28 protein-coding genes and 2 pseudogenes are annotated in these 23,316 nt (G+C 70.4%); 18 read left to right on the top strand and 12 right to left on the bottom strand.

Annotated elements, in window-relative coordinates:
• The first annotated feature begins 176 nt into the window (after positions 1-176).
• The 6 genes from GBA65_RS12595 (at position 177) to GBA65_RS12570 (ending at position 4,363) form a co-directional block, all read left to right on the top strand.
• Positions 177-635 (top strand): peroxiredoxin, encoded by a 459-nt coding sequence (locus tag GBA65_RS12595; RefSeq protein ID WP_166396852.1) that lies wholly within the window; start codon positions 177-179, stop codon positions 633-635.
• A gap of 13 nt (positions 636-648) precedes the next feature.
• Positions 649-1,551, top strand: a complete 903-nt coding sequence (locus GBA65_RS12590) for a triphosphoribosyl-dephospho-CoA synthase (protein ID WP_166396851.1) — start codon at positions 649-651, stop codon at positions 1,549-1,551.
• A gap of 133 nt (positions 1,552-1,684) precedes the next feature.
• Positions 1,685-2,464 (top strand): CbiX/SirB N-terminal domain-containing protein, encoded by a 780-nt coding sequence (locus GBA65_RS12585; protein ID WP_166396850.1) that lies wholly within the window; start codon positions 1,685-1,687, stop codon positions 2,462-2,464.
• On the top strand, positions 2,445-3,314 hold the full coding sequence (locus GBA65_RS12580; RefSeq protein WP_166396849.1) for a DR2241 family protein: 870 nt from the start codon (positions 2,445-2,447) through the stop codon (positions 3,312-3,314). Before GBA65_RS12585 ends, GBA65_RS12580 begins: the two co-directional genes overlap by 20 nt.
• 1 nt (position 3,315) lies before the next feature.
• Positions 3,316-3,552 carry a BON domain-containing protein gene (locus tag GBA65_RS12575; RefSeq protein WP_166396848.1) on the top strand — a complete coding sequence of 79 codons (237 nt, stop codon included), beginning with the start codon at positions 3,316-3,318 and terminating at the stop codon, positions 3,550-3,552.
• Positions 3,553-3,634: 82 nt separating this feature from the next.
• Positions 3,635-4,363 (top strand): BON domain-containing protein, encoded by a 729-nt coding sequence (locus GBA65_RS12570; RefSeq protein ID WP_166396847.1) that lies wholly within the window; start codon positions 3,635-3,637, stop codon positions 4,361-4,363.
• Between the two features lie 105 nt (positions 4,364-4,468).
• Here the strand turns inward: GBA65_RS12570 and GBA65_RS12565 are convergent, their stop codons facing one another.
• Positions 4,469-5,824, bottom strand: coding sequence for a phosphomannomutase/phosphoglucomutase (locus GBA65_RS12565; protein ID WP_166396846.1), 1,356 nt, complete (start codon positions 5,822-5,824; stop codon positions 4,469-4,471).
• A 247-nt stretch (positions 5,825-6,071) separates the two neighbouring features.
• Positions 6,072-6,260, bottom strand: a complete 189-nt coding sequence (locus tag GBA65_RS24405; RefSeq protein ID WP_228281303.1) for a hypothetical protein — start codon at positions 6,258-6,260, stop codon at positions 6,072-6,074.
• Between GBA65_RS24405 and GBA65_RS26500 the strand changes: the two are divergent.
• The 8 genes and pseudogenes from GBA65_RS26500 to GBA65_RS12525 form a co-directional block, all read left to right on the top strand.
• Positions 6,225-6,335, top strand: a pseudogene (locus tag GBA65_RS26500) (CPBP family intramembrane glutamate endopeptidase); the annotation flags it as partial. The gene GBA65_RS24405 and the pseudogene GBA65_RS26500 sit on opposite strands and share 36 nt — an antisense overlap.
• A 163-nt stretch (positions 6,336-6,498) precedes the next feature.
• Positions 6,499-7,041 carry a hypothetical protein gene (locus tag GBA65_RS24400; protein ID WP_166396845.1) on the top strand — a complete coding sequence of 181 codons (543 nt, stop codon included), beginning with the start codon at positions 6,499-6,501 and terminating at the stop codon, positions 7,039-7,041.
• A 91-nt stretch (positions 7,042-7,132) separates the two neighbouring features.
• The gene (locus GBA65_RS12550; RefSeq protein WP_228281302.1) at positions 7,133-7,771 is read left to right on the top strand and encodes a class E sortase; all 639 of its coding nucleotides are present in this window, start codon (positions 7,133-7,135) and stop codon (positions 7,769-7,771) included.
• 76 nt (positions 7,772-7,847) lie between these two features.
• The gene (gene mrdA, locus GBA65_RS12545; RefSeq protein ID WP_166396843.1) at positions 7,848-10,130 is read left to right on the top strand and encodes a penicillin-binding protein 2; all 2,283 of its coding nucleotides are present in this window, start codon (positions 7,848-7,850) and stop codon (positions 10,128-10,130) included.
• A 30-nt stretch (positions 10,131-10,160) separates the two neighbouring features.
• Positions 10,161-10,994, top strand: coding sequence for a prolipoprotein diacylglyceryl transferase (gene lgt / locus GBA65_RS12540; RefSeq protein WP_166396842.1), 834 nt, complete (start codon positions 10,161-10,163; stop codon positions 10,992-10,994).
• A 124-nt stretch (positions 10,995-11,118) separates the two neighbouring features.
• Positions 11,119-12,096, top strand: a complete 978-nt coding sequence (locus GBA65_RS12535) for a hypothetical protein (RefSeq protein WP_166396841.1) — start codon at positions 11,119-11,121, stop codon at positions 12,094-12,096.
• A 102-nt stretch (positions 12,097-12,198) separates the two neighbouring features.
• On the top strand, positions 12,199-12,591 hold the full coding sequence (locus GBA65_RS12530; RefSeq protein ID WP_207955729.1) for a Fur family transcriptional regulator: 393 nt from the start codon (positions 12,199-12,201) through the stop codon (positions 12,589-12,591).
• Between the two features lie 88 nt (positions 12,592-12,679).
• Positions 12,680-13,408, top strand: coding sequence for a ZIP family metal transporter (locus tag GBA65_RS12525; protein ID WP_166396840.1), 729 nt, complete (start codon positions 12,680-12,682; stop codon positions 13,406-13,408).
• 49 nt (positions 13,409-13,457) lie between these two features.
• Here GBA65_RS12525 and GBA65_RS12520 read toward each other — a convergent pair whose 3' ends face one another.
• On the bottom strand, positions 13,458-14,150 hold the full coding sequence (locus GBA65_RS12520) for a rhomboid family intramembrane serine protease (RefSeq protein WP_166396839.1): 693 nt from the start codon (positions 14,148-14,150) through the stop codon (positions 13,458-13,460).
• A gap of 19 nt (positions 14,151-14,169) precedes the next feature.
• Complete coding sequence (locus tag GBA65_RS12515) at positions 14,170-14,628, bottom strand: FlgT C-terminal domain-containing protein (protein WP_166396838.1); 459 nt, start codon at positions 14,626-14,628, stop codon at positions 14,170-14,172.
• A gap of 85 nt (positions 14,629-14,713) precedes the next feature.
• Here GBA65_RS12515 and GBA65_RS12510 point away from each other — a divergent pair, with 85 nt between their 5' ends.
• Both GBA65_RS12510 and GBA65_RS12505 read left to right on the top strand, forming a co-directional pair.
• On the top strand, positions 14,714-15,442 hold the full coding sequence (locus tag GBA65_RS12510) for a TIM barrel protein (RefSeq protein ID WP_166396837.1): 729 nt from the start codon (positions 14,714-14,716) through the stop codon (positions 15,440-15,442).
• A gap of 177 nt (positions 15,443-15,619) precedes the next feature.
• A complete protein-coding gene (locus GBA65_RS12505) occupies positions 15,620-15,922 on the top strand; it encodes a helix-turn-helix domain-containing protein (RefSeq protein ID WP_166396836.1) in 303 nt (100 codons plus the stop codon).
• Between the two features lie 63 nt (positions 15,923-15,985).
• Here GBA65_RS12505 and GBA65_RS12500 read toward each other — a convergent pair whose 3' ends face one another.
• From GBA65_RS12500 to GBA65_RS12470, 7 genes and pseudogenes are all read right to left on the bottom strand, one after another.
• The gene (locus GBA65_RS12500; protein ID WP_166396835.1) at positions 15,986-16,666 is read right to left on the bottom strand and encodes a CPBP family intramembrane glutamic endopeptidase; all 681 of its coding nucleotides are present in this window, start codon (positions 16,664-16,666) and stop codon (positions 15,986-15,988) included.
• 91 nt (positions 16,667-16,757) lie between these two features.
• A complete protein-coding gene (locus GBA65_RS12495) occupies positions 16,758-17,045 on the bottom strand; it encodes a hypothetical protein (protein ID WP_166396834.1) in 288 nt (95 codons plus the stop codon).
• Positions 17,046-17,159: 114 nt separating this feature from the next.
• A complete protein-coding gene (locus tag GBA65_RS12490; RefSeq protein ID WP_166396833.1) occupies positions 17,160-17,387 on the bottom strand; it encodes a hypothetical protein in 228 nt (75 codons plus the stop codon).
• A 548-nt stretch (positions 17,388-17,935) separates the two neighbouring features.
• Positions 17,936-18,370 (bottom strand): hypothetical protein, encoded by a 435-nt coding sequence (locus GBA65_RS12485; protein WP_207955728.1) that lies wholly within the window; start codon positions 18,368-18,370, stop codon positions 17,936-17,938.
• A 14-nt stretch (positions 18,371-18,384) separates the two neighbouring features.
• Positions 18,385-19,374: an NAD(P)/FAD-dependent oxidoreductase gene (locus GBA65_RS12480; protein WP_166396832.1), complete on the bottom strand. Its 990-nt coding sequence runs from the start codon at positions 19,372-19,374 to the stop codon at positions 18,385-18,387.
• Entirely contained in the window at positions 19,371-20,132 is a 762-nt protein-coding gene (locus GBA65_RS12475; RefSeq protein ID WP_166396831.1) for an SDR family NAD(P)-dependent oxidoreductase, read from the bottom strand. Before GBA65_RS12475 ends, GBA65_RS12480 begins: the two co-directional genes overlap by 4 nt.
• Positions 20,125-21,065 (bottom strand): annotated as a pseudogene (locus GBA65_RS12470) (histone deacetylase family protein). The gene GBA65_RS12475 and the pseudogene GBA65_RS12470 overlap by 8 nt, the downstream one beginning before the upstream one ends.
• A 127-nt stretch (positions 21,066-21,192) precedes the next feature.
• On the opposite strand from GBA65_RS12470, the gene GBA65_RS12465 reads away from it, so the two are divergent.
• Together GBA65_RS12465 and GBA65_RS12460 are read left to right on the top strand one after the other, a co-directional pair.
• Entirely contained in the window at positions 21,193-21,987 is a 795-nt protein-coding gene (locus tag GBA65_RS12465; protein WP_166396830.1) for a DUF72 domain-containing protein, read from the top strand.
• Positions 21,988-22,002: 15 nt separating this feature from the next.
• Positions 22,003-22,764 carry a sugar phosphate isomerase/epimerase family protein gene (locus GBA65_RS12460; RefSeq protein ID WP_228281973.1) on the top strand — a complete coding sequence of 254 codons (762 nt, stop codon included), beginning with the start codon at positions 22,003-22,005 and terminating at the stop codon, positions 22,762-22,764.
• Here the strand turns inward: GBA65_RS12460 and GBA65_RS12455 are convergent.
• Positions 22,761-23,306 (bottom strand): NUDIX hydrolase, encoded by a 546-nt coding sequence (locus GBA65_RS12455; RefSeq protein ID WP_207955725.1) that lies wholly within the window; start codon positions 23,304-23,306, stop codon positions 22,761-22,763. The genes GBA65_RS12460 and GBA65_RS12455 overlap by 4 nt on opposite strands.
• Positions 23,307-23,316: the final 10 nt, after the last annotated feature.

Below are 23,316 nucleotides of genomic sequence, written 5' to 3'. Positions count from 1 at the left end.
GATGTCATCTCGTCCGCCGCGCCTCGGGGCGGCCTTCCGGAGCGCCCTGGCGCTCCGCCGGACGCTGATTCTACCCGTTCGAAGGGCGGGCGAACTGCGCCCTCCCCGCGTTGGCGGGCGGGAGGCCGGGTAGAATGAGGCCCACGCAGTATGGTCGCAACGAAAGAGGGGTCCAGATGTCTGCGGAGGTAGGGGAGAAGGCACCGAATTTCGAGTTGCCGAGCGACGATTGGGATCGCAGGGTGTCGCTCGAGGAGGCGAGGCAGGACGGGCCGGTCGTCCTGTTCTTTTATCCCGGCGACTGGTCCAGCGTCTGCACGGACCAGATGAGCAGGTTGCAGGATGAGATCGGGCGCTTCGAGGATCTGGGCGTGAAGGTGATGGGCGTGAGCGTCGACTCCCCGTGGTCGCACAAGGCGTTCGCGGATACCCGCGAGATACACTTCCCGCTGCTCTCGGACTTCGGGCGCGAGGTGACCGAGGCGTACGGCGTCCAGCACGAGGCGGGCTTCCCGAAGCGCGCGTACTTCGTCATCGACAAGGAGGGCGTCGTCCGGGCGAAGAAGGTCGAGAACAGCCCCAGGGACCAGCCCGAGGTCGACGACGTCCTCGACGACGTCGAGAAGGCCCTCTAGCAGGGAAGACGGGTTGACGGAGAGAGGACTCCCGCGGGGCCTCCCCCCCGGCGAGGTCGCCGCCGCCGCTTCGGGCGCCCTCACCCTGGGCTACAGCGCCCCGATGCCGGGGACGGACTCGCGCTACTCGGACGGGGCCGTCGCCCACGAGACGCGCCTCCTCGGCGTCCCGGCCCTCGCCGCGACCCTCGCCGGGGCCGACGACCGCTCCGTGGGCGAGACGGTGCTCGAGGCCGTCCTCGGCTCGCGCGCGGTCTCCGGGTTCGCGGACCTCGGGGCCGCCGGGCTCCTCGCGCCCCTGGCCCGGGCGGCGCTCCTCGGGGAGCGGGTCGGGAAGGTCCTCGTCGGTCTCTCCCACGCCGACGTCCGGTACTTCGGGCGGGCGCTGGAGGAGGCGGGCCCCGAGCACCTCGGCGGGACCCTCCACGGCGCCGTGAGCGTGGCTCTGGGCGCCGGGCGCGACGCGACGCTGCGCGACGCCATGCGCTTCGCCGCCGCCGGCAGCCCGCCGGACGCGATGGCCGCGGAGTACGCGCGCAACTTCGAGGTCACGCGCACGCTCGCGCGCCCCGCGCTCGACGCGGCGCTGGCCCGGGTCGAGGCGGCCCGGCCCGCGCTCGTGCAGGCCTACCTCGAAGTGCTCGCCGAGGTCCCCGACGCGGACGTGGAACGGCGGGCCGGCCGCAAGGAGGCCGAGGACGTCTCCCGCATGGCCGGCGGGGTCGTGAAAGCCGGCGGGACGGGCTCCAGGCGCGGCCTCCAGGCCGTCGCCAACCTCGACGGCATCCTCAGGCAGAACGCGAGGCTCAAGCCCTCCGCCACGGAGGCCAGGATCGTCGCCGCCGCCTTCCTCTGCGGCGCGGAGCGCGGCCCGGCCTACCTCAACGGCCGGGTCCGTCCCGCGTCGCACCGATAGCCCGTATATAGACGGTGCGCGACCCCGCGGGGACGGCGGGGGTAACGCGTGAGGCCTTTCGCGCTCGCCCGGGGGCTTTGCGGGTAGAATCTGCGCGCAGTTCGTTACGCGAGATGTGGAGGCGCGAGAGTACATGAAGGCCCTTGTAATCGTCGGACACGGTTCGCACCTGAACGAGGATTCCAGCCTGCCGGTCTACGAGCACGCCGCGCTCGTCCGCGACCGCTACGCCGGGGAGTTCGACGAGGTGGTGGAGTGCTTCTGGAAAGAGGAGCCCTCCATGCGCCACGTCCTCGACCTCGTCGAGTCGGAAGACATCTACGTGGTGCCCGCGTTCATCTCCGAGGGGTACTTCACGCAGCAGGTGATCCCGCGCGAGCTCGGCCTGAGTGGCCCCGTGACGCGCCGTGACGGCCGCACCATCCGTTACGCTGGGCCTCTGGGAACGTACGAGGGGATGCCGGACGTGATCCTTGAGCGGGTCGACGACCTCTTGGAGGGCAAGGAGACGCGGCCCGGCCGCACGGCGCTCGTCCTGCTCGGGCACGGCACCGACCTGAACAAGAACTCCAGCGGGGTCATCTACCTCAACGCCGAGAGGATTAGGGAGCGCGGCGTCTACGACCTCGTGGAGGTCGGGTTTCTGGACCAGGACCCGCCCATCGCGGAGGTGGTCGGGGGCGTGGAGGCCGAGAACGTCGTCCTGATCCCGGTGTTTATCGCCGAGGGCTGGCACACGAGGGAGACCATCCCCGAGGACCTCGGCCTCACCGGCGAGGTGACCGAGATGGCCGACAGGACGGTCTTCTACGGCGCGCCGGTCGGCACGCACCCGTCGGTGGCGGACCTGATCGTCTCCCGCGCCAGGGAGACGGACGAGCGGGAGGCCGAGCTTGCGCGCGACGTCTCCTGAGCGCTCCGGCGGGGAGGCGCCCCGGAGGAACACCGCGGCCGAGGCCCGCACGGCCTTCGCCGCCTGGGTGGAGGAGGCCCCCGGGGGGCGCTCCTTCGGCCAGATCGTCGTCCGCCCGCTCCCGGAGGGAGGCTACGAGCTGCGCCACGCCGCGGACGCCGGGCTCCCGGATGGTGACCTCGACGTACACGTCGACCCGCGCGAGGCCCGCGAGATCGCCAAGCTCACCGAGGGGGGAGAGTACCGTCCCCTCAAAAGCTCTCCGAACCTGAGGCGAGGCTGGCTGCTGAGGGTGGAGGGCGAGCGTGGCCTCTACGTCGCGATGAACTACCTGTATCCCTCGGCGGTCGTCCACTGGCACCTGCACCGGAGCGGCGAGCTCGAGATCACGACCTACCGCGAGAACGCCGCCCGCCAGTCGGGCATCTACAAGCGCGTCCAGCGCCTCTCGGACGAGGGGGTGCAGAACGCGGCGCGGGCCTGCTGCGAGGACGCGGTCTGTCTCAAAAAGACCCTCTGGGACGTCGACGAGAACACGCCGCTGGAGTCTGAGCGGGGGGAGGGGGAGATCCCCTGTCCCGAGCCGTGCAGCATCTTCGTCTCCTTCGCCCGGCGCGTCAGGCTCTTCGAGCGCGAGAACAAGCGCGACCTCGACGCCATCGGCCTCTCCCCGAGCGAGAAGGAGGACCTCTCCGCCCTCGTCGAGGCGGCTGCGACCGGGAGCGTGCCTCTTGCCCGCGAGGCCGAGTTCGAGGAGCCGCTGAACGAGCGCCGGATGCGTTACCGCAGGCTCACCCTCGTCCCGAAGCTGCGTCCCGACGGGGACGCCGCCACCCCGGAGGAGGGCTAGGGTGCCCCGCCTCGCCGTCGCCAACGACGCCCACCTCATGCGCGGCGCCCTGGGTCGCGACCCCGGCATACGCGGGCTGCCCCGGCTCAACGTGAGCTCGTGCGGCCTCGTCGTCACCGTGCACGGGAGCGTGCCGGACGCCGAGGCGCGCCGGCTCGTCGAAGAGGCCGTGCGGAGGGTGCCGGGGGTGGAGGGCGTGGAGAACAAGCTCGTCTGCGGGGCTCCCGGCACGGCCTAGACGCGGCGGCGTCTGTTTTCGGGGCCGGTGTTGCGGGTACCACGGAGGCATTATCCGCAGTAGAGATCTGGAGGCACCAACATTGGCGAAGACGACGAAAGCGGCCGGGACGTTGCTCGGAACGAGGACCGGCCGGAAAGCGACCGCGAAGGCCGGCAAGGCGGCGAGCAAGGCCGCCGCGAAATCCGCGAAGGCGCAGGCCAAGCTCGCGAAGCGGGCCCTGAGCACCTCCGAGCCCCGGGGCTCCCGCCTCCTCAAGTACGGGCTCTTCGCCCTCGGCGGCTTCGCGATCGGCGCCCTTCTCGCGCGCGCCGGCGGAAACCAGGACGCCTCGTTCACCGACGGTACCGGACATCACACCCCCGACGCCGACAGCCCCGCCGGACGGCGCGGCGAGACCTGGGGCTCCGGCACCCCGACCGGCTCGACGCCGGGCGGCGCGCAGGGGAGCGCCGGGCCCGAGAGCGGGGTGGCCGAGCCGCCGCTCCAGAAGCCCGAGGACCCCAACCGGACCGGGGCCGAGCGCGAGTACTCCGACCCGTCGAGCGGGCCGCTCATCGGGCGCAGCCACGACCCCGAGCGGGGCGACGTACCGGTGCAGTACGAGGAGCTCGAGAACCGCATCCGGACCAGGATCGGCGAGGATCCGCGCACCCTCGGCCTGCAGCACCTCAACGTCGAGGTGAACGACGACGTGGCGGACATCCGCGGCGTCGCCCCCTCCCAGGAAGCCAAGGACGCGGTCAGCGAGATCGCCGCCGACACCCCCGGCGTCCGCGAGGTCCGAAACCTCATGACCCTCCAGGCGTAGCGTTAGCCAGGGAGAAAGCCCCGTACGGGGCGAGGAGGGGGGTCCCCGCCGATCGGCGGGGACCCCCCTCCTCTTTGATCGGTCGTGGAACCGGAGCTTTGGGCTCTAGCCCCTGATCATCTCCAGCAGCGCGTCGCGCTCGCGCTCCAGCGTCTCGGCGTCCTTCGCCTCGACGTTCAGGCGGAGGAGGGGCTCGGTGTTCGAGGGCCTCAGGTTGAACCACCAGGCGCCGAGGTCCACGGTCAGGCCGTCGAGGTGGTCCACCTCGGCGCCCTCGCGCTCCCCGTAGCTCTCTTCGACCGCTCGCAGGGTCGCCTCCTGGTCCTCGACCTCCGAGTTGATCTCCCCGGAGCGGACGTAGGTGTCGATGGGGGAGATGAGCTTGGAGAGGGGGCCGTCCTGGCGGGCGACGAGCTCGGCGGCGGTGAGCATGGCGATGATGCCCGAGTCGGCGAAGTAGTTGTCCCTGAAGTAGAAGTGCCCGGAGTGCTCGCCGCCGAACGCCGCGTCGTTGGAGCGCATCTGCGGCTTGATGATGGAGTGGCCGGCCTTGGTGCGGATGGGACGGCCGCCCTCGCGGCGCACGAGCTCGGGGAGGGCCTTCGAGCAGACGGCGCTGTAGACGATCGCCGCCCCCGGCTCCTTCTCCAGGACGCTCTTGGCGACGAGGGTGGCGAGGATGTCGCCCCCGATCGTGTTCCCCCCCTCGTCCACGATAAAGCACCGGTCGGCGTCGCCGTCGAAGGCGGCCCCGAAGTCCGCGCCCTCCTCGACGACGCGTCGCTGGAGCTCCTCCATGTTCTCGGGCTCTATGGGGTTCGGCGGGTGGTTCGGGAAGGAGCCGTCGAGCTCGAAGTACATCGGCACGTACTCGAACGGGAGGCCCTCGAAGATCGGCGGGAGCATCTTCCCCGCCATCCCGTTGCCGGCGTCGACCACGATCTTCAACGGTCGCAGGCCGTCCGTGCTTATGAAGCCGCGGCAGTGCTCGGCGTACTCCTTGGCGACGTCGCCCTCCTCGACGGAGCCCGCGTACTCGGCCGGGCCCGGCAGCCTGTCCTCGACGATGAGGTCCCGGATCTGGTTTATGCCCTCCTCGCCGGAGAGGGCGATCGCCTGCTCGCGGCAGAGCTTGAGGCCGTTGTAGTCCTTAGGGTTGTGCGACGCCGTGATCATGGCGCCCCCGTGCTCCTCGAGGTGTCCGACGGCGAAGTATAGGGCGTCCGTCGAGACGAGCCCGAGGTCGAGGACGTCCGCCCCGGCCTCGGTGACGCCCCGGACGAAGGCCTCCTTCAGGGCGTCGCCGGAGAGGCGCATGTCGCGGCCCACCACGACGCGCGAGCCGCCGAGCCCGAGGTGGTAGACGTAGGCCCGTCCGATGTCCCGCGCCACGTCTTCGTTCAGGGCGTCGGGGTAGAGCCCCCGGATGTCGTAGGCCTTGAAGATTGACTCGTCGATCACTACGCTCCCCTTCTACCTGCCGGGTGGTACGGTCCCGCTTCTTGGGGCTTGATCGCCCCGCGCCTTCGGTACAATAGCGGACTATGATGGCCTGTGCAGACCGCCCGAAGGCCCCTTGATGGGCCCCCGCCTGCTACGGACGGCCGCCCTCTTCTACGGCATCCTGATCCTCCTGGCCGCCGGCATCGGCGCGCTCTCCGGCCGCAACGTCTTCGACCCCGGCGCCTCGCCCGCCTCCGGCCTCGCCCTAGGCGTCGCGACCGCCTTCGGGACCGTCGCCCTCGGCCTGCTCGCCTACGGGCTCCTCCCCTTCTACCGCAAGCTCGCCGAGAAGGTAGCGCCGCTCCTGGTCGACGGCGCGCGCGGGCGCGACCTCGTCGGGCTCGCCGTCCTCTCCGGCGTGGGGGAGGAGGCCCTCTTCAGGGGGGCGCTGCAACCGGAGATCGGGATCGTGGCCTCCTCGCTCCTGTTCGGCGCCCTCCACGTCGGCCCGGACAGACGCTACCTCCTGTGGACGCTCTGGGCCGTGGGGGCGGGCTTCCTCTTCGGCGCGCTCTACGCGTGGACCGGGGTCTCCTCGCCCCTGTGGTCGCCCACGCCCTGCACAACGCCGCAACGCTCCTGTTGTGGAGGCGTTCCCGGGCCGCGGGCCGCGGCGCGATCGGGGAGGCCGCGTGACCGCGCTCCCGAACACCAAGACCAGGGGGGCGGGGCGCCGGTGGCCGCTCTTCGTGCTCGTCGCGGTCGCGCTCGTGGCGCTGTGGCTCGTCGTGGAGGCGTTTCTCAGGGCGGAGAACTTCACGCCCGGGGAGGAGATCGTCTCGCCCAGCGTCCGCGACGTCGCGGTGAGCGCCGAGAACAGGCTCTACCCGCCGCCGGACGTCAACTACTTCGGGGAGCGGCCCGAGACGGTCTACGTCTACCTGAGCGTCGAGGACCTGCCGACCGGGGAGGACATGCGGGCCGAGGTGCGAAGATCGGGGAGCGGCTCGGCCCTCTCGCTCTTCTTCGGGGAGGACGGCGGGATCCGGGCCGTCGACGAGCAGGAGGACCAGTTGAGCTCCGGCGAGGGCGGGGCCTCGGGGGTCGTGAAGTTCGCCCTGCAGACGGAGTCCGGGGATCCCGTCCCCCCGGCAACTACACCGTGGAGATCTCGGGCTCCCCGGCGGCGAGGCCGGGCGCCCGCCGTGCGCAAGTCGTTCGTCGTCGAGCGCTAGCCCTCCGGCGCCGGGCCTAGTAGGTGTGTTTTTTTCGGATACAATGGGTTGCGTTCTTGAGGTGGCGGGTTTGGACGTACCCAGAGGGAGGATGCGTATCAAGAGCACGATCTTGAGCTTGTTGAGCCTTGCCCTCATAGGGGCGGGCGTCGCCCTGATCGCGAGCTTCTTTCTCGGCGCCGACCTTCTGGGCAACGCGGGCGGGGACGAGGGGGAGGCCGGCGATCCCTCGGACTTCAACGTGCCCGTCCTCGAGGAGTCGACCGGCGCGGCCCGCCCGGAGCCCGAGGGTTCCGAGGAGGCCCCGGAGGACAAGACCCTCACGGTCAGCATCCCCGATATGGAGGTCTTCGAGGCCGCCGTGCCGGACGCGCGCGGGGACGACGAGGCCAAGCTCAAGGACTACCTCGGCATCCACCTCCAGGGGACGGGCTTTCCGTGGGAGGACGGGGCCAACGTGTACATCGCCGGCCACCGCCTGGGCTACCCCAACACCGACTCGTTTCTCGCCTTCTGGGACCTCGACGTCCTGGAGAACGGCGACGAGATCTCGGTCAGGGACGCCGACGGCAGGGAGTACACGTACAGGGTCTTCAAGGAGGTCGTCGTGGAGCCGACCAACCTGGAGGTCACCCGGCCGGTGCCGGGCAAGGACGTGCTCACGCTGCAGACGTGCACGCTGCCGGACTACTCCCGACGCCTCATAGTGCAGGCGGAGAAGGTCGCCTAGGGGTAGCGCCTTGGTAGCCGGGGTGGCTGGACGCGAAGAGTTGAGAAGAGAACACCGTAGGGGGGGAACCTAGAGAGTGCTGCGGACGAGACCGCCGGTCGACGTAGGGCGCGTAAAGCGCCCGGGCAAGAAGGGGCCTTCGAGAAAGAAGGAGCCCGAGCCGTCCATCACCAAAGCCAAGATGCAGGTCCGCGTCGTCGCGCTCGCGATGGCGGTCGCGGCCGTCTTCCTGACCCTGGGTTTCAGGCTCTGGTACCTCCAGGTCATCACCGGCCAGGAGCACACGAGCTACGCCCAGAACACCCACACGCGCGAGGTCAAGATCCCGGCGCAGCGCGGCGTGATCTACGACCGCGATGGCAAGGTCTTGGCGAACAACGTCCCCGGCCTGAACGTCACCATCGTCCCCAACGCCATCCCGCGCGAGAAGGTCGAGGAGCTCGCCGGCATCCTGGAGTCGGACACGGAGGCCGTCCTCGCCCAGTACGACGCGGCGCTGGAGTCCGGCAACCAGTACAGCCCGATGCTCGTCAAGGAGAACGCGAGCCGCGAGGACGTCATGTACGTCAGCGAGAGGACCGAGGAGTTCAAGGGCCTCGTCGTGAACGACGACTACGTCCGCAACTACCCGGAGAACTCGCTCGCCTCGCACGTCTTAGGCTACACCGGCGCCGTCACGCCGGAGGAGCTCGCGGCGGGCGGCCTCTACGACGGGCTGGAGCAGGACGCCGTCGTCGGCAAGGGCGGGGCGGAGCTCGCCTACGAGGAGATCCTGCGCGGCACCCCCGGCAGGAAGGAGTACAACGTCGACGCCCTCGGCCGCGAGGTCGAGGTCCGCAGGGCCGACGGCAGCCGCTTCGACGGGCGCGAGGAGGAGATCCCCGAGCGCGGGGAGCCCGCCCGCATCACCGACCCCGTCCCCGGCAAGGACCTCGCGCTCACCATCGACGCGGAGCTGCAGCAGACCGCCGAGGACGAGCTCGACGCCGCCATCGCCCGCGCGCAGGAGAACGGCTACGAGGGCTCGGGCGGCGCGATCGTCGCCATGAACCCGGAGAACGGCGAGATCCTCGCGATGGTGAGCCGTCCCACGTTCGACCCGCAGCTCTTCGTCGGCGGCATCACGGGCGCCGAGGAGGTCGAGCAGTTCGATTACCTGAACTCCGAGTACGCCAACGCCCCGTTCGCCAACCGCGCCATCGCGGGGGCGTACCCCGCCGCCTCCACCTTCAAGGTCTTCACCGGCATGGCTGGCCTCGTCTACGGCATAATCGACGCGACCACGACGGTCACCGACACGGGCGAGTGCTGGCGCCCGCGGGGCTCGGTCGGCGGCTGCTGGCAGAGCTGGCGCGAGAACAGCCCCAAGTACGACGTGCTCGGCCCCCACGGCACCCAGAACTACGCCGAGGCCCTCGGCGACTCGAACAACAAGTTCTTCTACCAGGTCGCCGACTGGATCTGGAACGCCACCGACGACGAGAACTGGCTGCCGAAGTTCTACGAGCGGTTTGGCTTCGGCTCCCCGACCGGCACGGATCTCCCCGGCGAGGCCTCGGGGCGCGTCCCCACCCGTCAGTGGCAGGAGGAGGCCGGAGGCACCCCGGACGACAAGCTGTGGACCGTCGGCCGGTGGGTGAACCTCTCCATAGGCCAGGGCGACCTCCTCGTCACCCCGGCGCAGCTTATCCGCGGCTACGCCGCGATCCACAACGGCGGCACCCTCGTCACCCCGCACATAGGGCGCGAGGTCCGCGACCAGAACGGCGAGGTCGTGCAGGAGATCTCGCCCGAGCCCGCGGGCAAGCTCGAGGGCGTCGATCCGGCGTTCCTCGAGAACACCATCGAGGGCATGAGGAAGGTCACCGCCGAGAAGGGGACCGCGGAGAACTCCTTCAAGGGCTCGCGCCTGCCGATCGTCGGCAAGACGGGCACCGGCGAGATGACGGGCGGCAAGTTCGTGAACTGGTTCGCCGGCTGGGCCGAGAACCAGGAGCGCCCCCTCGTCGTCGTCACGATGATCGAGGGCGGCGGCGCCTTCGAGCAGGGCAGCGAGGTCACCTCGGCCCCGGCCGCGCGCCACGTTATAGAGGCGTACTACGACGTCGAGCAGGCATCGGAGGACCCGTACCGGACGGCCTCCGGGCCCGCCCCCGAGGGGCGCCCCGACTCGGAGGCGAGCGTCGACGCCTCGCCCTCGGGCCCGGGCCTCGCGGAGTCGGTGGCCCCGACCTCCAGCGTCGGCGGCCCCAACGCGATCGCCGCGCCGACCCCGGGCTACGCCCCGCCGGTATACTCGGAGCCGGTCTACACGCCGCCCGCAGATCCCGCCGTCTACCCACCGGTCTCCTCCTACTAGGGGGGGACCGGCGCGAGTGAAGGAGTTCCGTTGTCGCACGTCCTGATGGCCCTCTCGCTGCCGAGCCCGCCGTCCCCGATCATCTTCGAGGCCGGCCCCTTAGCCATGCGCTGGTATGGCCTGTGCATCGCCCTCGGGATCGCGGTCGCGACCTTTATCACCTCCCGGGAGCTCGCCCGCAGGGGCCACGACGGCGCCCTCGCGCTCGACGCGCTCTTCTTCGTCGTCCCTCTGGGCTTCGTCGGGGCGCGCGTCTACCACGTGCTGACGGACTACGATCTCTACGCCGACGACCCGTTCCCCGGCGTCTTCGAGGTGTGGAACGGGGGGCTGGGGATCTACGGCGCGGTCGTGGGCGGCTTCCTGGGCGTCTTGATCTTCGCGCGCTTCCGCGGCATCAGCCCGCTCATGTTCGCCGACGCCGTGGCGCCCGGCCTGATCCTCGCCCAGGCCATCGGCCGTTGGGGGAACTACTTTAACCAGGAGCTCTTCGGCCGTCCGTCCGACCTGCCGTGGGCCATCCGCATCGCGCCGGAGAACCGGCCCCAGGGCTTCGCGGACGCGGCGTCCTTCCACCCCACGTTCCTCTACGAGTCGATCTGGAACCTCCTGGTCTTCTTCGTGCTCCTCTACATCGCGCGCCGCTTCGACTCGCGCCTGAAGAACGGCGACATCTTCCTCCTCTACGTGAGCCTCTACTCGGTCGGGCGTTTCTTCGTGGAGGCCCTGCGCATAGACCCGGCCTTCCTCCTCGGGGACTTCCGGGGCAACCTCTTCGTCGCCTCGGTGCTCGCCCTGACCTTCGCCCTTATCTTCTTCCTCCGCCACGCGAGCACGGGCAGGAAGCGGCCCTCCGCGGGCTAGGCAACCCCTGCCGCGGGCGCGTGATCCCCTCCGTTGACGTGGGACGCTCCCGTTGCTAGCCTGAGGGCTAACTAATTTCGTCCCCGCCTCAACGCGGGGGCGAGCCATACTGGAGGGGGGCTCCGTGAGGTACTTTCAGAGGGATGCTGGTGCTCTGACCGGCGGTTCGGGCGGGAGGGCGGCGCTCTTGCGCTTCCTCGTCCTCTTCGCCGCCGTGGCATTGGCGGGGGTTGCGATCCTGAGCACGCGCTCGGACGCGCAGAGCGGGCCGGACGGGGCCGCCTCCGCCTACAACGACCCGGACAAGCCCGTCCTCTCCTACCTGCTCTCCGAACCGGAGAACGTCGAGGAGTTCCGCGCGGAGTTCGGCCTGAGCGACGCCCAGGTCCGCGAGGTGCTCGCCAGGACCCGCGCCGAGAACAGGACACTCGCCGGGGTGTACGCCGAGAGCGAGAGGATACTCGCCGGTAGCCGCGGGCTCTCGACCGCCGAGAAGCGGGAGAGGATCTCCGCCTCCGGCTACTCCGGCAAGGTGCGCCGGGTCGTCGGCGGGACGAAGAGGTCCGTCGAGGCTACCCTCCCGAACGGCAGGGCGGACGAGCTGGAAGCCTGGGTCGAGGAGCAGTGGAGGGACGAGGTCCGGGAGGCAGGCGCGAACACCGCGGGCTCCGAGAGGGGCACCAGGGCCACCCGGCCGCCGGGGACGTACCGGATCTTCGCAACCCAGTACATCGGTTACACCACCTTCGAGGTCGCCATGCCCCACCGCAAGCTCAAGTTCGCCGGGGGCTACAGGACCACGCTGACCCTCAACGGGCGCCGGGTCAGCGCCCCGATCAAGGAGGTCGGCCCCTGGAACACCTACGACAACTGGTGGGACCCGGTGGCGAAGCGGACGATGTGGAAGGACCTGCCGCGCGGCAAGCCGGAGGCGAGGGCCGCGTTCTTCGAGAACTACAACCGCGGCAAGGACGAGTTCGGCCGCGAGGTCCTGAACCCCGCGGGCATAGACCTCACCCCCGCCGTCGCCAGACGCCTGGGCCTCGCCAAGTACGAGAACGCCTACGTCTACGTCAGCCTGCCCAAGCGCCCGGCCTCCTAGCCCGGCCTCCTAGAACCGGGAGGGGTTGCCCCAGCCCACCCCGCCTGATAACCTGCAAACGAAAAAAGTTTTCAGTTGCGGCGGAGAGGCGGGGTGGGTTGTTTGAGCGTTGAGGGCGCGGTCGGGAAGATGCGGGGCCGCGGGTACAAGGCGACGCCGCAGCGGGTGGCGATATTGGGGGCGCTGGCGGCGGAGCAGCACCAGAGCCTGGAGGAGATCCGGGCGCGCTGTCCCGGGGTCGGGATGGTCACGGTGTACCGGACGCTCGACCTCCTCGGGTCCCTCGGGCTCGTGCGCCGGTTGGACCTCGGCGACGGGGCGCGGTACGAGATCGCCGAGGACCACCACCATCACATGATCTGCGAGTCCTGCGGCGACATCTCGGAGTTCGAGGAGTGCCCCCTGGACCCGGCCCGGATCCCCACCCGAGAGCCGGGGTTCGAGGTCCGTTCCCATAGCGTGGAGGTATACGGCAGGTGCGCGGAATGCCTCTGAGAGTTTTGCCCACCGTTGAAAAAGTGTTTCAACTGCGGCGCGTTGGTCCCATCGGGGCCGGGCGGAGCGGCCGGGGGATGGGGGGCGCATGAGCGGGGTTCTGCTGCTGGCCCTGATCGCGACGGTCGGCTTCTCCGGGGCGAGCCTCGTGGCGCTGTTCGGGAAGAGGGCCAACGGGCCGAGGCGCTCCCTCTCGGCGGCCGTGGCGGCCGGCATCCTGCTGGCCCTCGCGTTCGCGGATCTCTTCCCCGAGGGGCTGGAGATGGCCGGGACGGCGGCCATCGGGGGGTTCGTCGCGGGGTTCGTGCTGCTGTTCCTGGCCGAGGCGATGGGCCGCGTTCACGCCGCCCACCTCTCCGAGGACGGGGACTTCGAGGGCGCGCTCTGGCCGCTCTTTCTGGGGCTGGCCGTGCACAACCTCGCCGACGGCTTCGTGCTGGGGGCGGCCACTGGGGAATCCAGCGCCGTCTCGGGGTTGCTCGGGCTGGGCATCCTCGTACACCAGGTGCCGGTCGGCCTCTCGCTCGCCGCGATCCTCGTGGCCACGAGCGCGACGCGGGCCAGGATGGTGCGCACGATCCTGGCGCTGGGGCTCGCCATCCCGCTCGCCGCCCTCTCCACGGTGGCCCTGCCCGTGCCGGGCGAGGGGGCCCTCGGGGTCTTGACCGGGGCCGCCGGGGGCGTGCTCGCGTACATGGGCGCCGCCCACCTGCTCCCCGAGACCCAGACCGGGAGCGCCGGCAGGCTCGCGGGCCCCATCTTCGCCGGGACCCTGATCGCCACCACCCTCGTCCTGACCCTCGTCCTCGGCCACTAAGGGTTCCCGGAGAGGCGCGCCGCCCGGGCGTCGAGCGTGTCCTCCGGGGCTAGAGGACGAGGACGTACCAGACGCCGAGCAGTATCACCTCGATGCCCAACGTGATCACGGCGGGGACGAAGGGGGCGAACCTCTTCTGCGAGAAGACCGTCGGGGCGAGCAGGAAGCCGTAGACCAGGCCGCCCGCGAGGCCGCCGAGATGGGCGGCGTTGGAGACGTTCGGTATCGAGAAGCCCAGGAAGAGGTTTATGCCGGTCAGGAGGAGGAGCTGCCCTATTACGGGGTCGCGGGCGGAGAAGGTGCCGCGCCTGATGGCGTAGCCGAAGACGCCGCCGAGCAGGCCGAAGATGGCGCCCGACGCCCCGACGGCCGGCTGCCCGAACGCGCCGGTAAAGACGCTCCAGTAGAGGTAGGCGAGGCCGCCCGCGATCCCGCTCAGGCCGTACATCGCGAAGAAGCGGCCCCGTCCGAACGACGCCTCGGCGAAGGAGCCGAGAAAGTAGAGCGAGAGCATGTTCAGCAGCAGGTGCGTCACGCCCGAGTGCAGGAAGATGCTCGTGACGAGGCGCCACGGCTGGCCCTCGGCGACGCACACCGGGATCAGGGAGCCCGCGATCGGGCCTCCGCCCGTCGGCTGGCAGTTCAGGACGGTCCCGGACGCGCCCGTGCTCGCCAGGCCGACGTAGACGACGACGCAGGCCGCTATGAGGCTGAAGGTTACCGGGAGGCGCGAGAAGGCCAAAGAGGCGTCGAGTGCGCCGCTAGCGGCGCTTGATCTCGCGGACGGCGTCCCCGACCTGGACCTTGCTCAGGTCCTGGAGCGGGCCGCCGAGCAGGTCCTCCAGGTCCTCGGCGCCGGAGTCCTTCGGGTTCATGCCGAAGCCCTGCACCTGGACGTTGTCCCCGAACATCTGCCCGAAGATGCGCTGGAGGTTCTCCTGCATCTCGCCCAGCCCGGCGGCGCCCACGCCCCCGAACGGGGAGCCCGCGTCGGAGAGGCGGGCGACGGCCAGCTTCTCCTTCACCTCCGTCACCTCGGCCTTCGCCTTCACGTCCTCGACCGTGCCGAGGGTCTCGCCGGTGTCCGGGTCCCAGACCTCCTCGCCCTCCGGGGCGAAGATCTCGAAGAGCATGCCCGCCCGCACGCCGTGCTGGCGGCCCCGGTTTACCACGATCTCGCCCTTGCCCATTATCTTCGCGACCTTGCCTTCGACGGCCATAAGAACCGCTCCCTCCGTGCTCGAAAACTTCCGTCGATTATATCTCCCACCACGCGAGGACAACGCTCGCGCTAGAATCCTCCGCATGTCCGAGCCGGAACACAACGGGGCCGCGCGCACGACGAGGGTGGGGAGGCACCTGCCGACCTCGGGCGGGCTCGTAAAGAACACGCTGCGCCTCGCCCGCGAGCAGGGCCTGGAGGCGGTCCAGATCTTCGTCTCCAACCCGCAGGGCTGGGCCGTTCCCCAGCCCCGCCCCGACGCGGAGGAGTTCGTCGAGGGGGCGCGGGAGGCCGGGCTCTCCCCCGTGGTCGTACACGCCAAGTACCTCATCAACCTCGCCTCGCCGGACCCGGACCACCGCAGGCGCTCGGCCGAGGTCCTCGCGGCGGAGCTCGTCGTGGCCGGGGCCGTCGGCGCCCGCTACGTCGTGGTCCACTCCGGGAGCCACGGGGCGACGGGGAGGAGGCGGGATGGAGCGCCTGGTCGAGGGGCTCGGCCTGGCGCGGGAGATCGCGGGCGGCGAGTCGGGGGAGCGCCGCCCGGCGGAGCCCGTCGTCGAGAACTCGGTGGGGCCGGGACGCAGCTATGTGCCACGTTCGAGGACCTCGCCCGGGTGACCGCGGAGGCCGGGGTGAAGGCCTGCGTGGACACGGCGCACGCCTTCGTCGCGGGGCACGACCTCTCGACGCCGGAGGGGGCGCGCCGTGTCGCAGGCGAGCTTCGGGAGGCTCTCGGGGCAGGATCGCCCTCCTGCACCTCAACGACGCGAAGAACGAGCTCGGGAGCAGGCGGGACGGGCACAAGAGGATAGGGGAGGGGCACGTCTCGGCGGAGGCGTGGACGGAGCTTTTCGGAGGTTTGCCGGGGGTGCCGGCGCTCATGGAGACGCCCTACGACACGCCCGAGGTCGACGCCGGTCAGGTCAGGCTCGTCAAGGAGCTCGCGGGCGGGTTGCCGCTAGCGCGGAGCGGGGTATAGAATTTAGGCCATGAAGACCGTGGAGATACGACCCCAGCCCAAAAAGACCGACCTGCTGTCGGCGATCGGGGAGACGCTCAGGGCGACGCGCAACGAGCGCGGGCTCACCCTCAGGCAGGTCGCCGAGGGGGCTCACGTCTCCATCTCCTACCTGGCCGAGATCGAGCGCGGCGAGAAGGACCCCTCCTCCCGCGTCCTGGAGAGCATAGCCGAGGGCCTCGATCTCGAGGTCAGCCTGCTCCTCCTGCAGATCGCCACCAACCTCGACCCGGACGTCGCCCGTGGCCCCGTCGCCGGCACCCTCGCCGCTTAAGATCACCCGAAGAACACACCGTTCTCCAGCCCGCGGTCCTCGACGGGCATCATCGCTTCCGTCCTAGACGCTCAAGAAGTACGTAAGCAGCACGCTGATGAAGTTGTAGGCCGCGTGCGCGATAAAGGTCGCGGTGGTGTTTATGCGGTTGCGCAGGATGCCCAGGGCGATGGAGAGAACGAAGATGTAGGCCACCACGATCGAGGGTCCGTACTGGACGTGGAGGGAGGCCCAGAGCACGGAGGCCGCCACGATGCCGAGCGCGGGCTGCACGGCGCCGCGGAACAGCGTCTCCTCGCCCGCGGCGGCGCCCAGACCGATCACCGTGGCGAAGAGGAGCGCGGAGGCCAGGCTCAAGCCGATGGGGCTCTGGGTGGTGCCGGTGATCTCCCCGACCCGCTCGTAGAGCCCGGGCTGCAGGACCTGGAACAAAGCGTCCGCGGCGAACTCGAGCGCCAAGGCGGCGACCACGAAGAGCGCGACGACGCCCAGCTGGCGGGCCGTTATGGGGCCGTAGCCCAGCCGGGCCAGCGTCTCCCGGAAGTTACGCCGGACGCCGAGCCCCACTCCGAGGACGCCGATCGCCAGGAGCGGCAGCTGGTTGATGATGATCAGGGGCACCGAGACCCTTCCACCCGACGTGAGGACCGCGCCGACGGCGTCCGGCGCGTAGGTGAACGCGAGAAGGGTGACGAGGTTCTGCGCCAGCACCACCACGAACATCCAGAGCGCGAAAAAGATCACGGGGTCCGACCAGAAGGTGGTCCGCGCGGTAGCGTCGTCCGCCTCGGGGCCCCGGCGTCCCCGGCGTACCGCGACCGGCCGGTTATCCGTCTCAGGGGCGGCACGCAGAGGGCGATGCCGAGGACGCCCGCGAGCCCGAGGACGAGCGCCGAGGTCGTGGAGAGGACGGGCGGCAGGTCCTCGATGGGACGGCGCCCGAACTGCCGACGAAGTACAGGACCGCGCCCAGACCCGTTACGAGAAACGAGAGAAACAGGACGATCACGACCAGGCTGATCTCCGCCCCCCGGTTCTTTCTTCCCCAATGCGCCAGCAGGGAGAGACCGCCGACGAAGGCGATGATGACGAGCACCGAGACCAGGGCAGACGCTTCCTGCATTCGCAAACCTTTCTTCAGTGACGAGGCTTCCCGAACGTTTTAGCACACGGGAAAGGCGGGTCTGTGAAAGGCCCGGGGCAAGACGGCGCGACGGACGAAACGCTGCGCCCGCCCTTAGGGGTCGCGGTTCTCGGCGCTCTCCAGCCCGTCGAGGATGGGGCCGAGGACGTCGTCCCGGGCGGCCTCGTACTCTTCGAGGGTCTCCGCGCCCCGGGCGGCCTCGGCCATGCGCGCGACGAGGCCGGAGTTGCCGTGGCCCTCGCCCCTGGCGGCGAGGATGCGCCAGGCGAGGACGCGGTAGGCGCGTTCGAGGCCGGGCTCGGCGTGGCCGTTCTCGAGCATCTCCTCGAGCGCGCCGTGCAGGCGCTCGGCGGCGGCGAGGGGGAGGGTTACGGGAAGCCGGGGGCGTCTGGCAAGGGTCTACTGGACCTTTTCGAGGTAGATGCGGTCCTGCGTGACGACCATCCGGACCTCCCGGAGGAGTCACCGACGAGGTGGCGCCACTCCTTGGCGAAGACGTCCGAGCCGGCCGCGTCAGTAACGAGCAGGAGGCCCTGTCGTCCTCCTCGATGACCACGGGATGCTCCGAGAGCCGGCCGCGCCTGACGGGGTCGCGGCGGTAGATCGAGTTGCGCGAGCGGAAGCTCTGCACGCTGGAGGGCGTGGTGTTCAGCTCGCCGGCGATCCACTCATCCCCCCGGCCCTCGTCGACCCAGTGCCGGATCTTGGCCGCGTGCGGCTTGAGCGCCACTCTCCTCGTTCCCATCGCCCTGCTCCTTCTCTGCCGCTCGTCTCGCTTCTGTGAGGGTCTCGGAGTGATTTGGCTTGTATTGTATTAGTACCACCTCGAATACTTTTCGCAAACCGGACTTTCTCCCCGAACCCCGGGCTCAGTTCAGCACGAGCGCGGCCATCCACAGGACGACGAGGCCCCGGGCGCTCCACGCCGCCGTGCGGATCCAGTTCGTCCCGACGAGGCCGCGCCACTGGGTCCTGTCGAAGCCGGAGCCCAGGGCGGTGTGGCGGGGCACTTGCAGGAGGGCGGTGGAGAGCCAGATGGCCGCGACGAGCGCGAGCCCGACGAGCGCGAGGTAGAGCGGCACCCCGTCGGGGCGCAGGAAGACGAGGAGGAGCGCGGTCCCCGCCTCGAGGAGCATGGGCGGGCCGACGACGTAGCTCGTGAGGCGCGAGTGGGCCTCGGCGTAGGGCCGGAACCCGCCCTCTCCCACCCGGGCGAAGAGCGGGTAGTGCACGATCTGCACGAACCAGATCAGGCCGACCATATAGAGGGTCGCGGCGAGGTGGGCGAGCAGCAGGTACTCCAACGGGCCTCCCCAGCCTACCCTTCCCCGAGAAGGGCGCCAGCGGCGGCCAGGCCGGAGAGGGAGGCGCCCTCGACCTTGGGCTGGGCGAAGGAGTCCCCGCAGAAGACCAGCGCGGGGTCGCTCTGCGCGAGGAGGAAGGGCTCGGGGTGCGGCTCGGAGACCCAGCTGTAGCGCCAGCGGGCGAGCTGGGTCGAGACGACGTTCGAGCCCACGAATTCCCCGGCGAACCCGAGGAGGGCGGCGGTGATCTCCGCCTCGTCGTCCTCGTAGTGCTCGCGGCTCCACTGGGGACCGGCGTGGATCGTGACGGCGGGCGCCCGAGAGATGCCCTTGAGCCCGTTGTCCCCGATCCAGTCGAGCGGCTCGCCCTTGATCTGCACGCCCCCCGGCTCCGGGACGCCGCTCGGGCCGTCGAGCAGGGCCATGAGCGCGAGGCACGGGTCGTAGGAGACCCCCTCCAACTGCTCCAGCGCAGGGCCCGGCAGCTCGTACTCCCCGGAGCCGACGATCTCGAGGGCCTGCGGTACCGGGGCGGTGACGATCAGGGCGCCGGCCGTCGCTTGCGTGCCGGATTCCGTCTCCAGGCGCCAGGTGCCGCCGTCCTCGTCCACCCGGACCACCTTCTCCCCGGTGCGGACGTCGAGGCCCCGGGCGAGGTGTTTGGGGACGGAGGTCATGCCCTCGGCGCCCCGGTAGCGGGGGTGGCCGTCCTCGTTCGGGTTGCCCTCGGCGTCGGCGAAGCCCCGGGACCACTCGCGCGCGGCGCCGGCCTCTTGCCAGTCGGCGACCATTCCCTTGAACTCGTCGCTGCGGGCGGTGAAGAACTGGGCGCCGTGGTCGAAGGAGGCGCCGTCGAAGCGGCGGGTCGCCATCCGGCCGCCGACGCCCCGGCCCTTGTCGAGGATGGTCACCGCCCAGCCGGCCTCCTGAAGCTTGTTCGCGGCGAGGAGCCCCGACATGCCCGCGCCGATGACCAGGCAGGTGTTCGTCCTTTCGGCGCTCATCGCGCGGCCCGGCGGGGCATCGGGTGCAGGGTCGAGAGGCCGCCGTCGACCCCGAAGACCTGGCCCGTGATCCAGCCCGCCTCGGGGGCGAGGAGCCAGCTTATGGCGGCGGCGATGTCGCCGGGCTCGCCGAGCCTGCCCATGGGGTGTAGCTCCTCGGAGGCCGTGCGGGAGGTCTCGCTCGCCGTGATCTTGCGGGTCATGGGCGTCTGGACGAGGCCGGGGGCGACGGCGTTGATGCGCAGCCCCCTCGGGAGGTAGGTCGTGGCGGCGGAGATGGCGAGGCCGATGACGCCCGCCTTGGCCGCGGCGACGGCCTCGTGGTTGGCGAGCCCCACCCTCGCCGCGACGGAGGAGAGCAGCACCACGGAGCCGCCCTCGGGCATGTGGTTCGCCGCGGCCTTGACGGTCCCGAAGGCGGTGCCGAGGTTGAGGGACATCGTCTCTGCCCACTCGTCGTCTTTGGTGAGGTGGGCCGGTTTGAGCATGAACGAGCCCACGCAGTTGACGGCCCCGTCGATCCGGCCGAACTCCTCCACGGCCCTGGCGAAGACTCGGTCTACCTCCTCGGGCTTCGTCGCGTCGAGCCCGACGCAGAGCGCGTCCAGCTCCGCGGCCAGGGACCGGAGCCTCTCCCCGTCCCGCGCCCCGAGGACGAGCCGCGCTCCTCCCTTCGCGAGGCGGCGCGAGAGCTCGCTCCCGATCCCGCCCGTCGCCCCCAGCACCACGTATACGGGGTTCGCATCCCTTTCAGCCACGCGCCGCACCTTCCTCTCTTCGCCACGGTTTGCATGATTGCGCCATCTCCGCCGCCCGCTTCACGGTCCGGAAGTGGATGTCCACGGTCTCCTCGATCCTCGGGCAGTAGCCGCCGGCCATCGTGACGGCGACGGGGAGCCCGAGCTCCCGGCACGCCTCCAGCACGATCCTGTCGCGCTCGCCGAGGCCTTGCTTTGTCACGGAGAGCCGGCCGAGCCCGTCCCCCTCGTACGGGTCGGCGCCCGCGAGAAAGATCGCCATCGTCGCGCCCGCGCGGTCGAGGGCCTCTTCGAGCCCGAGCTCCAGGGCTTCGAGGTACGCGCCGTCGTCGGCCCCGTCGGGAGCCCGACGTCGAGGTCGCTCGTCTCCTTGTGGAAGGGGTAGTTTTTCTCGCCGTGGATGGAGAAGGTGAAGACGGTGGGGTCCCCCTCCAGGATGGCGGCCGTGCCGTTGCCCTGGTGGACGTCAGTGTCGATGACCACCACGTTCCCGACGCGGCCCTCCGCCTGGAGCGTGCGGGCGGCGATGGCCGAGTCGTTGAGGACGCAGAAGCCCTCGCCCCGATCGGCGAAGGCGTGGTGGGTGCCGCCGGCGAGGTTGGCGGCGACGCCCTCTTCGAGGGCGGCCCGGCAGGCCCCGACGGTGCCGCCGGAGGCGCGGCGCGAGCGCTCGACCATGCGCTCGGACCAGGGGAAGCCGATCCTGCGCATCTCCTGTCTCGAAAGCGTCCCCGAGACCACGTGCTGCAGGTAGCCCCGCTCGTGGGCGCGCAAGACCTCCTCGTCCGTGACGGCGTGGGGGACGCGCAGCTCCCCCGGGCCGCAAATGCCCGCCCCGTCCACGCGCTCGCGGAGCATGGAGTACTTCTTCATCGGGAAGCGGTGTCCCTCGGGCAGGGGGAGGACGAACTGGTCCGAGTAGAAGACCTTCACGAGCGCGTCCTCGGGTGTTCGATGCAGACGGGATCCATCACGGCAGCGTAGTACATCGCGACGGGAGGGGTTGGAAGCGGGTTCGCAAATCGGGCGCACGGGCTGTGTTAGCATCGAAGTTCTTCTTATGACGGAGCCCTTCCAGATCAAGCTTTTCGAGGAGGACGCGGGGGAGGTGTCGCCGCCCGAGCGGGGGCTCTACCTCGGCACCTCCGGCTGGTCGTACGCGGACTGGGAGGGGACGGTCTACGAGCCGGGGACGCCGCCCGCCGCCCGCCTCTCGGCCTACGTCAAGAGCTTCTCGACCGTGGAGATCGACTCGACCTTCTACGGCACCCCGAAACGCTCGACGGTCGCCCGCTGGCGCGAGCTTGCGCCCCGCGGCTTCCTCTTCGCCGCGAAGTTTCCGCGCGAGATCACGCACGAGAAGAACCTCGTCGGCTGCAAGACCGAGGCCGAGGCGTTCGTCCGGACGATTGATGGCCTCGGGGACAAGCTCGGCCCCCTGCTCCTGCAGCTCCCGCCGGACTTTTCCTCGGAGGGCTCCGGGGTCCTGGACCGCTTCTTGAAGGACCTACCCGGTGGCTTCCGCTACGCCGTCGAGGTGCGCCACCGGAGCTGGTTCGACGCGGGCCTCGAGGAGACCCTGCGGGAACACGGGGCGGCCCTGACGCTCGTGGATTATCCGGGGATGCCCAGGCTCGACGAGGCGACGGCGCCCTTCTCCTACATCCGCTGGCTCGGCAACCGGCGGGAGTTCCCGCACGGGCACACGGGCCGAAAAAGGACCGGACCGACGACCTCCGCGTCTGGAGCGACCTCGTCGACCGCTTCCTCGGGAGGGCCGGGAGGTCTTCGCCTACGCCAACAACCACTACCAGAACCACTCGCCCTCGACGGTGCGGCAGTTTCTCGAGCTTAGGGGCACTAGTTGGCCGTGCCCGTGGTTTTCAGCACGGGTTCTTTGCACCCGTTCGGCCTGGATCGGGTCTATGGCTGGGCGGCCGAGGCCGGTTTCGACGGGGTCGAGGTGATGATGGACGAGCGCTGGGATACGCACCAGCACGCGTACATCAACGAGCTCTCCGAGAGGCACGGCATCCCCGTGGTGGCCCTCCACCCGCCCATCTACCGAAGCGCGTGGAGGCTCGGCACCGAGGAGACGCTGATCCGGAGCGCGCGGCTCGCCGGCAAGATCGGGGGCCCCGTGGTCGTCGCCCACCCGCCGCCGCCCGGACGCCCCCTCGCGCGGTGGAGCGCGGGCGCTTTGGCCGAAGCCCGCGGGTTCGGCGTCCCCGTCGCCGTCGAGAACATGCCGAAGCCCGATCGCGGTTTCACCGTCCGGCGCAAGAGCTGCCACAGGCCCGAGCACCTCCTGGGCCTCGGCGACGTCACGATAGACACGAGCCACGTCGGGGCGAGCGGGGTGGAGCTCATGGAGTTCTGGGAGGGGCTCAAGGACCAGCTCCGCCACGTCCACCTCTCCGACTCCGACCTCTCCGGGGGCGACCAGCACCGCCTCCCCGGCAAGGGCAAGCTGCCCCTCAGGGAGTTTCTCGCCGGGATCGGGGGAAGCGCCTACCCTGGCGCGATCAGCCTGGAGCTGAAGCCGTGGCCCCTCGGCACGCCGCACCCCGAGGTCATCATGGAGCGAATGAAGACGGCGCTGGAGTTCACCCGGGAGGGGCTCGACGGCTAGGAGATCAGGGCCCAGAGCTGGGTGAGGATGCGGTGGGTGAGGCCCCAGATTACGTAGCGCTCCTTGTAGGTGAAGGCGGGCCAGCTTCCGGGGAAGTCCGCGATCTCGACGTCTTCTTCCACCAGCTTCTCGACCGGCACCCAGAACGCCTCCGCTACCTCGTTCGCGTCGAGCGGGCCCGGCTCGGCGTCGAGGGCGACGACGAAGGTCGAGACGACGAAGTGCCTCCCGGCGCTGCGCGGGCCCATGTCGTCGAGGCGGCCGAGGAGCTGGCCCTCGGAGAGGTCCACGCCGACCTCCTCGAGGGTCTCGCGGCGAGCGGTGGCGTAGGCGTCCTCGTCGTTCGGCTCGCGCCGGCCGCCGGGGAGGGCCATGTGCCCGGACCAGAGATCCCCCACCCTATCGGCGCGTTTGATGACGAAGATCTCCAGACCCTCGCGCTCCCTGAGCATGAGCGCCACGGAGGCCTGCTTGCCCCTCGGCTCCAGGAGGGCAGGCTCGCGGTCCTTCAGGGCAACGGCCACGCGCTCTACCGCGTTCAAGTGTCGACGC

The sequence above is a fragment of the Rubrobacter marinus genome, from assembly GCF_011492965.1.
Lineage (GTDB): Bacteria > Actinomycetota > Rubrobacteria > Rubrobacterales > Rubrobacteraceae > Rubrobacter_F > Rubrobacter_F marinus.
This window is presented reverse-complemented; position numbering and strand designations above follow the sequence as displayed.

Bases quoted from the DNA above. Each gene is read 5' to 3' on its own strand.
- GBA65_RS12550 (WP_228281302.1), top strand. From the start codon at position 7,133: ATGCGTATCAAGAGCACGATCTTGAGCTTGTTGAGCCTTGCCCTCATA.
- GBA65_RS12515 (WP_166396838.1), bottom strand. From the start codon at position 14,628: ATGGCCGTCGAAGGCAAGGTCGCGAAGATAATGGGCAAGGGCGAGATC.
- GBA65_RS12585 (WP_166396850.1), top strand. From the start codon at position 1,685: ATGAAGGCCCTTGTAATCGTCGGACACGGTTCGCACCTGAACGAGGAT.
- GBA65_RS12480 (WP_166396832.1), bottom strand. From the start codon at position 19,374: ATGAGCGCCGAAAGGACGAACACCTGCCTGGTCATCGGCGCGGGCATG.
- GBA65_RS12505 (WP_166396836.1), top strand. From the start codon at position 15,620: ATGAAGACCGTGGAGATACGACCCCAGCCCAAAAAGACCGACCTGCTG.
- GBA65_RS12595 (WP_166396852.1), top strand. From the start codon at position 177: ATGTCTGCGGAGGTAGGGGAGAAGGCACCGAATTTCGAGTTGCCGAGC.
- GBA65_RS12525 (WP_166396840.1), top strand. From the start codon at position 12,680: ATGAGCGGGGTTCTGCTGCTGGCCCTGATCGCGACGGTCGGCTTCTCC.
- GBA65_RS12490 (WP_166396833.1), bottom strand. From the start codon at position 17,387: ATGCTCGAGAACGGCCACGCCGAGCCCGGCCTCGAACGCGCCTACCGC.
- GBA65_RS12495 (WP_166396834.1), bottom strand. From the start codon at position 17,045: ATGCAGGAAGCGTCTGCCCTGGTCTCGGTGCTCGTCATCATCGCCTTC.
- GBA65_RS12510 (WP_166396837.1), top strand. From the start codon at position 14,714: ATGTCCGAGCCGGAACACAACGGGGCCGCGCGCACGACGAGGGTGGGG.
- GBA65_RS12465 (WP_166396830.1), top strand. From the start codon at position 21,193: ATGACGGAGCCCTTCCAGATCAAGCTTTTCGAGGAGGACGCGGGGGAG.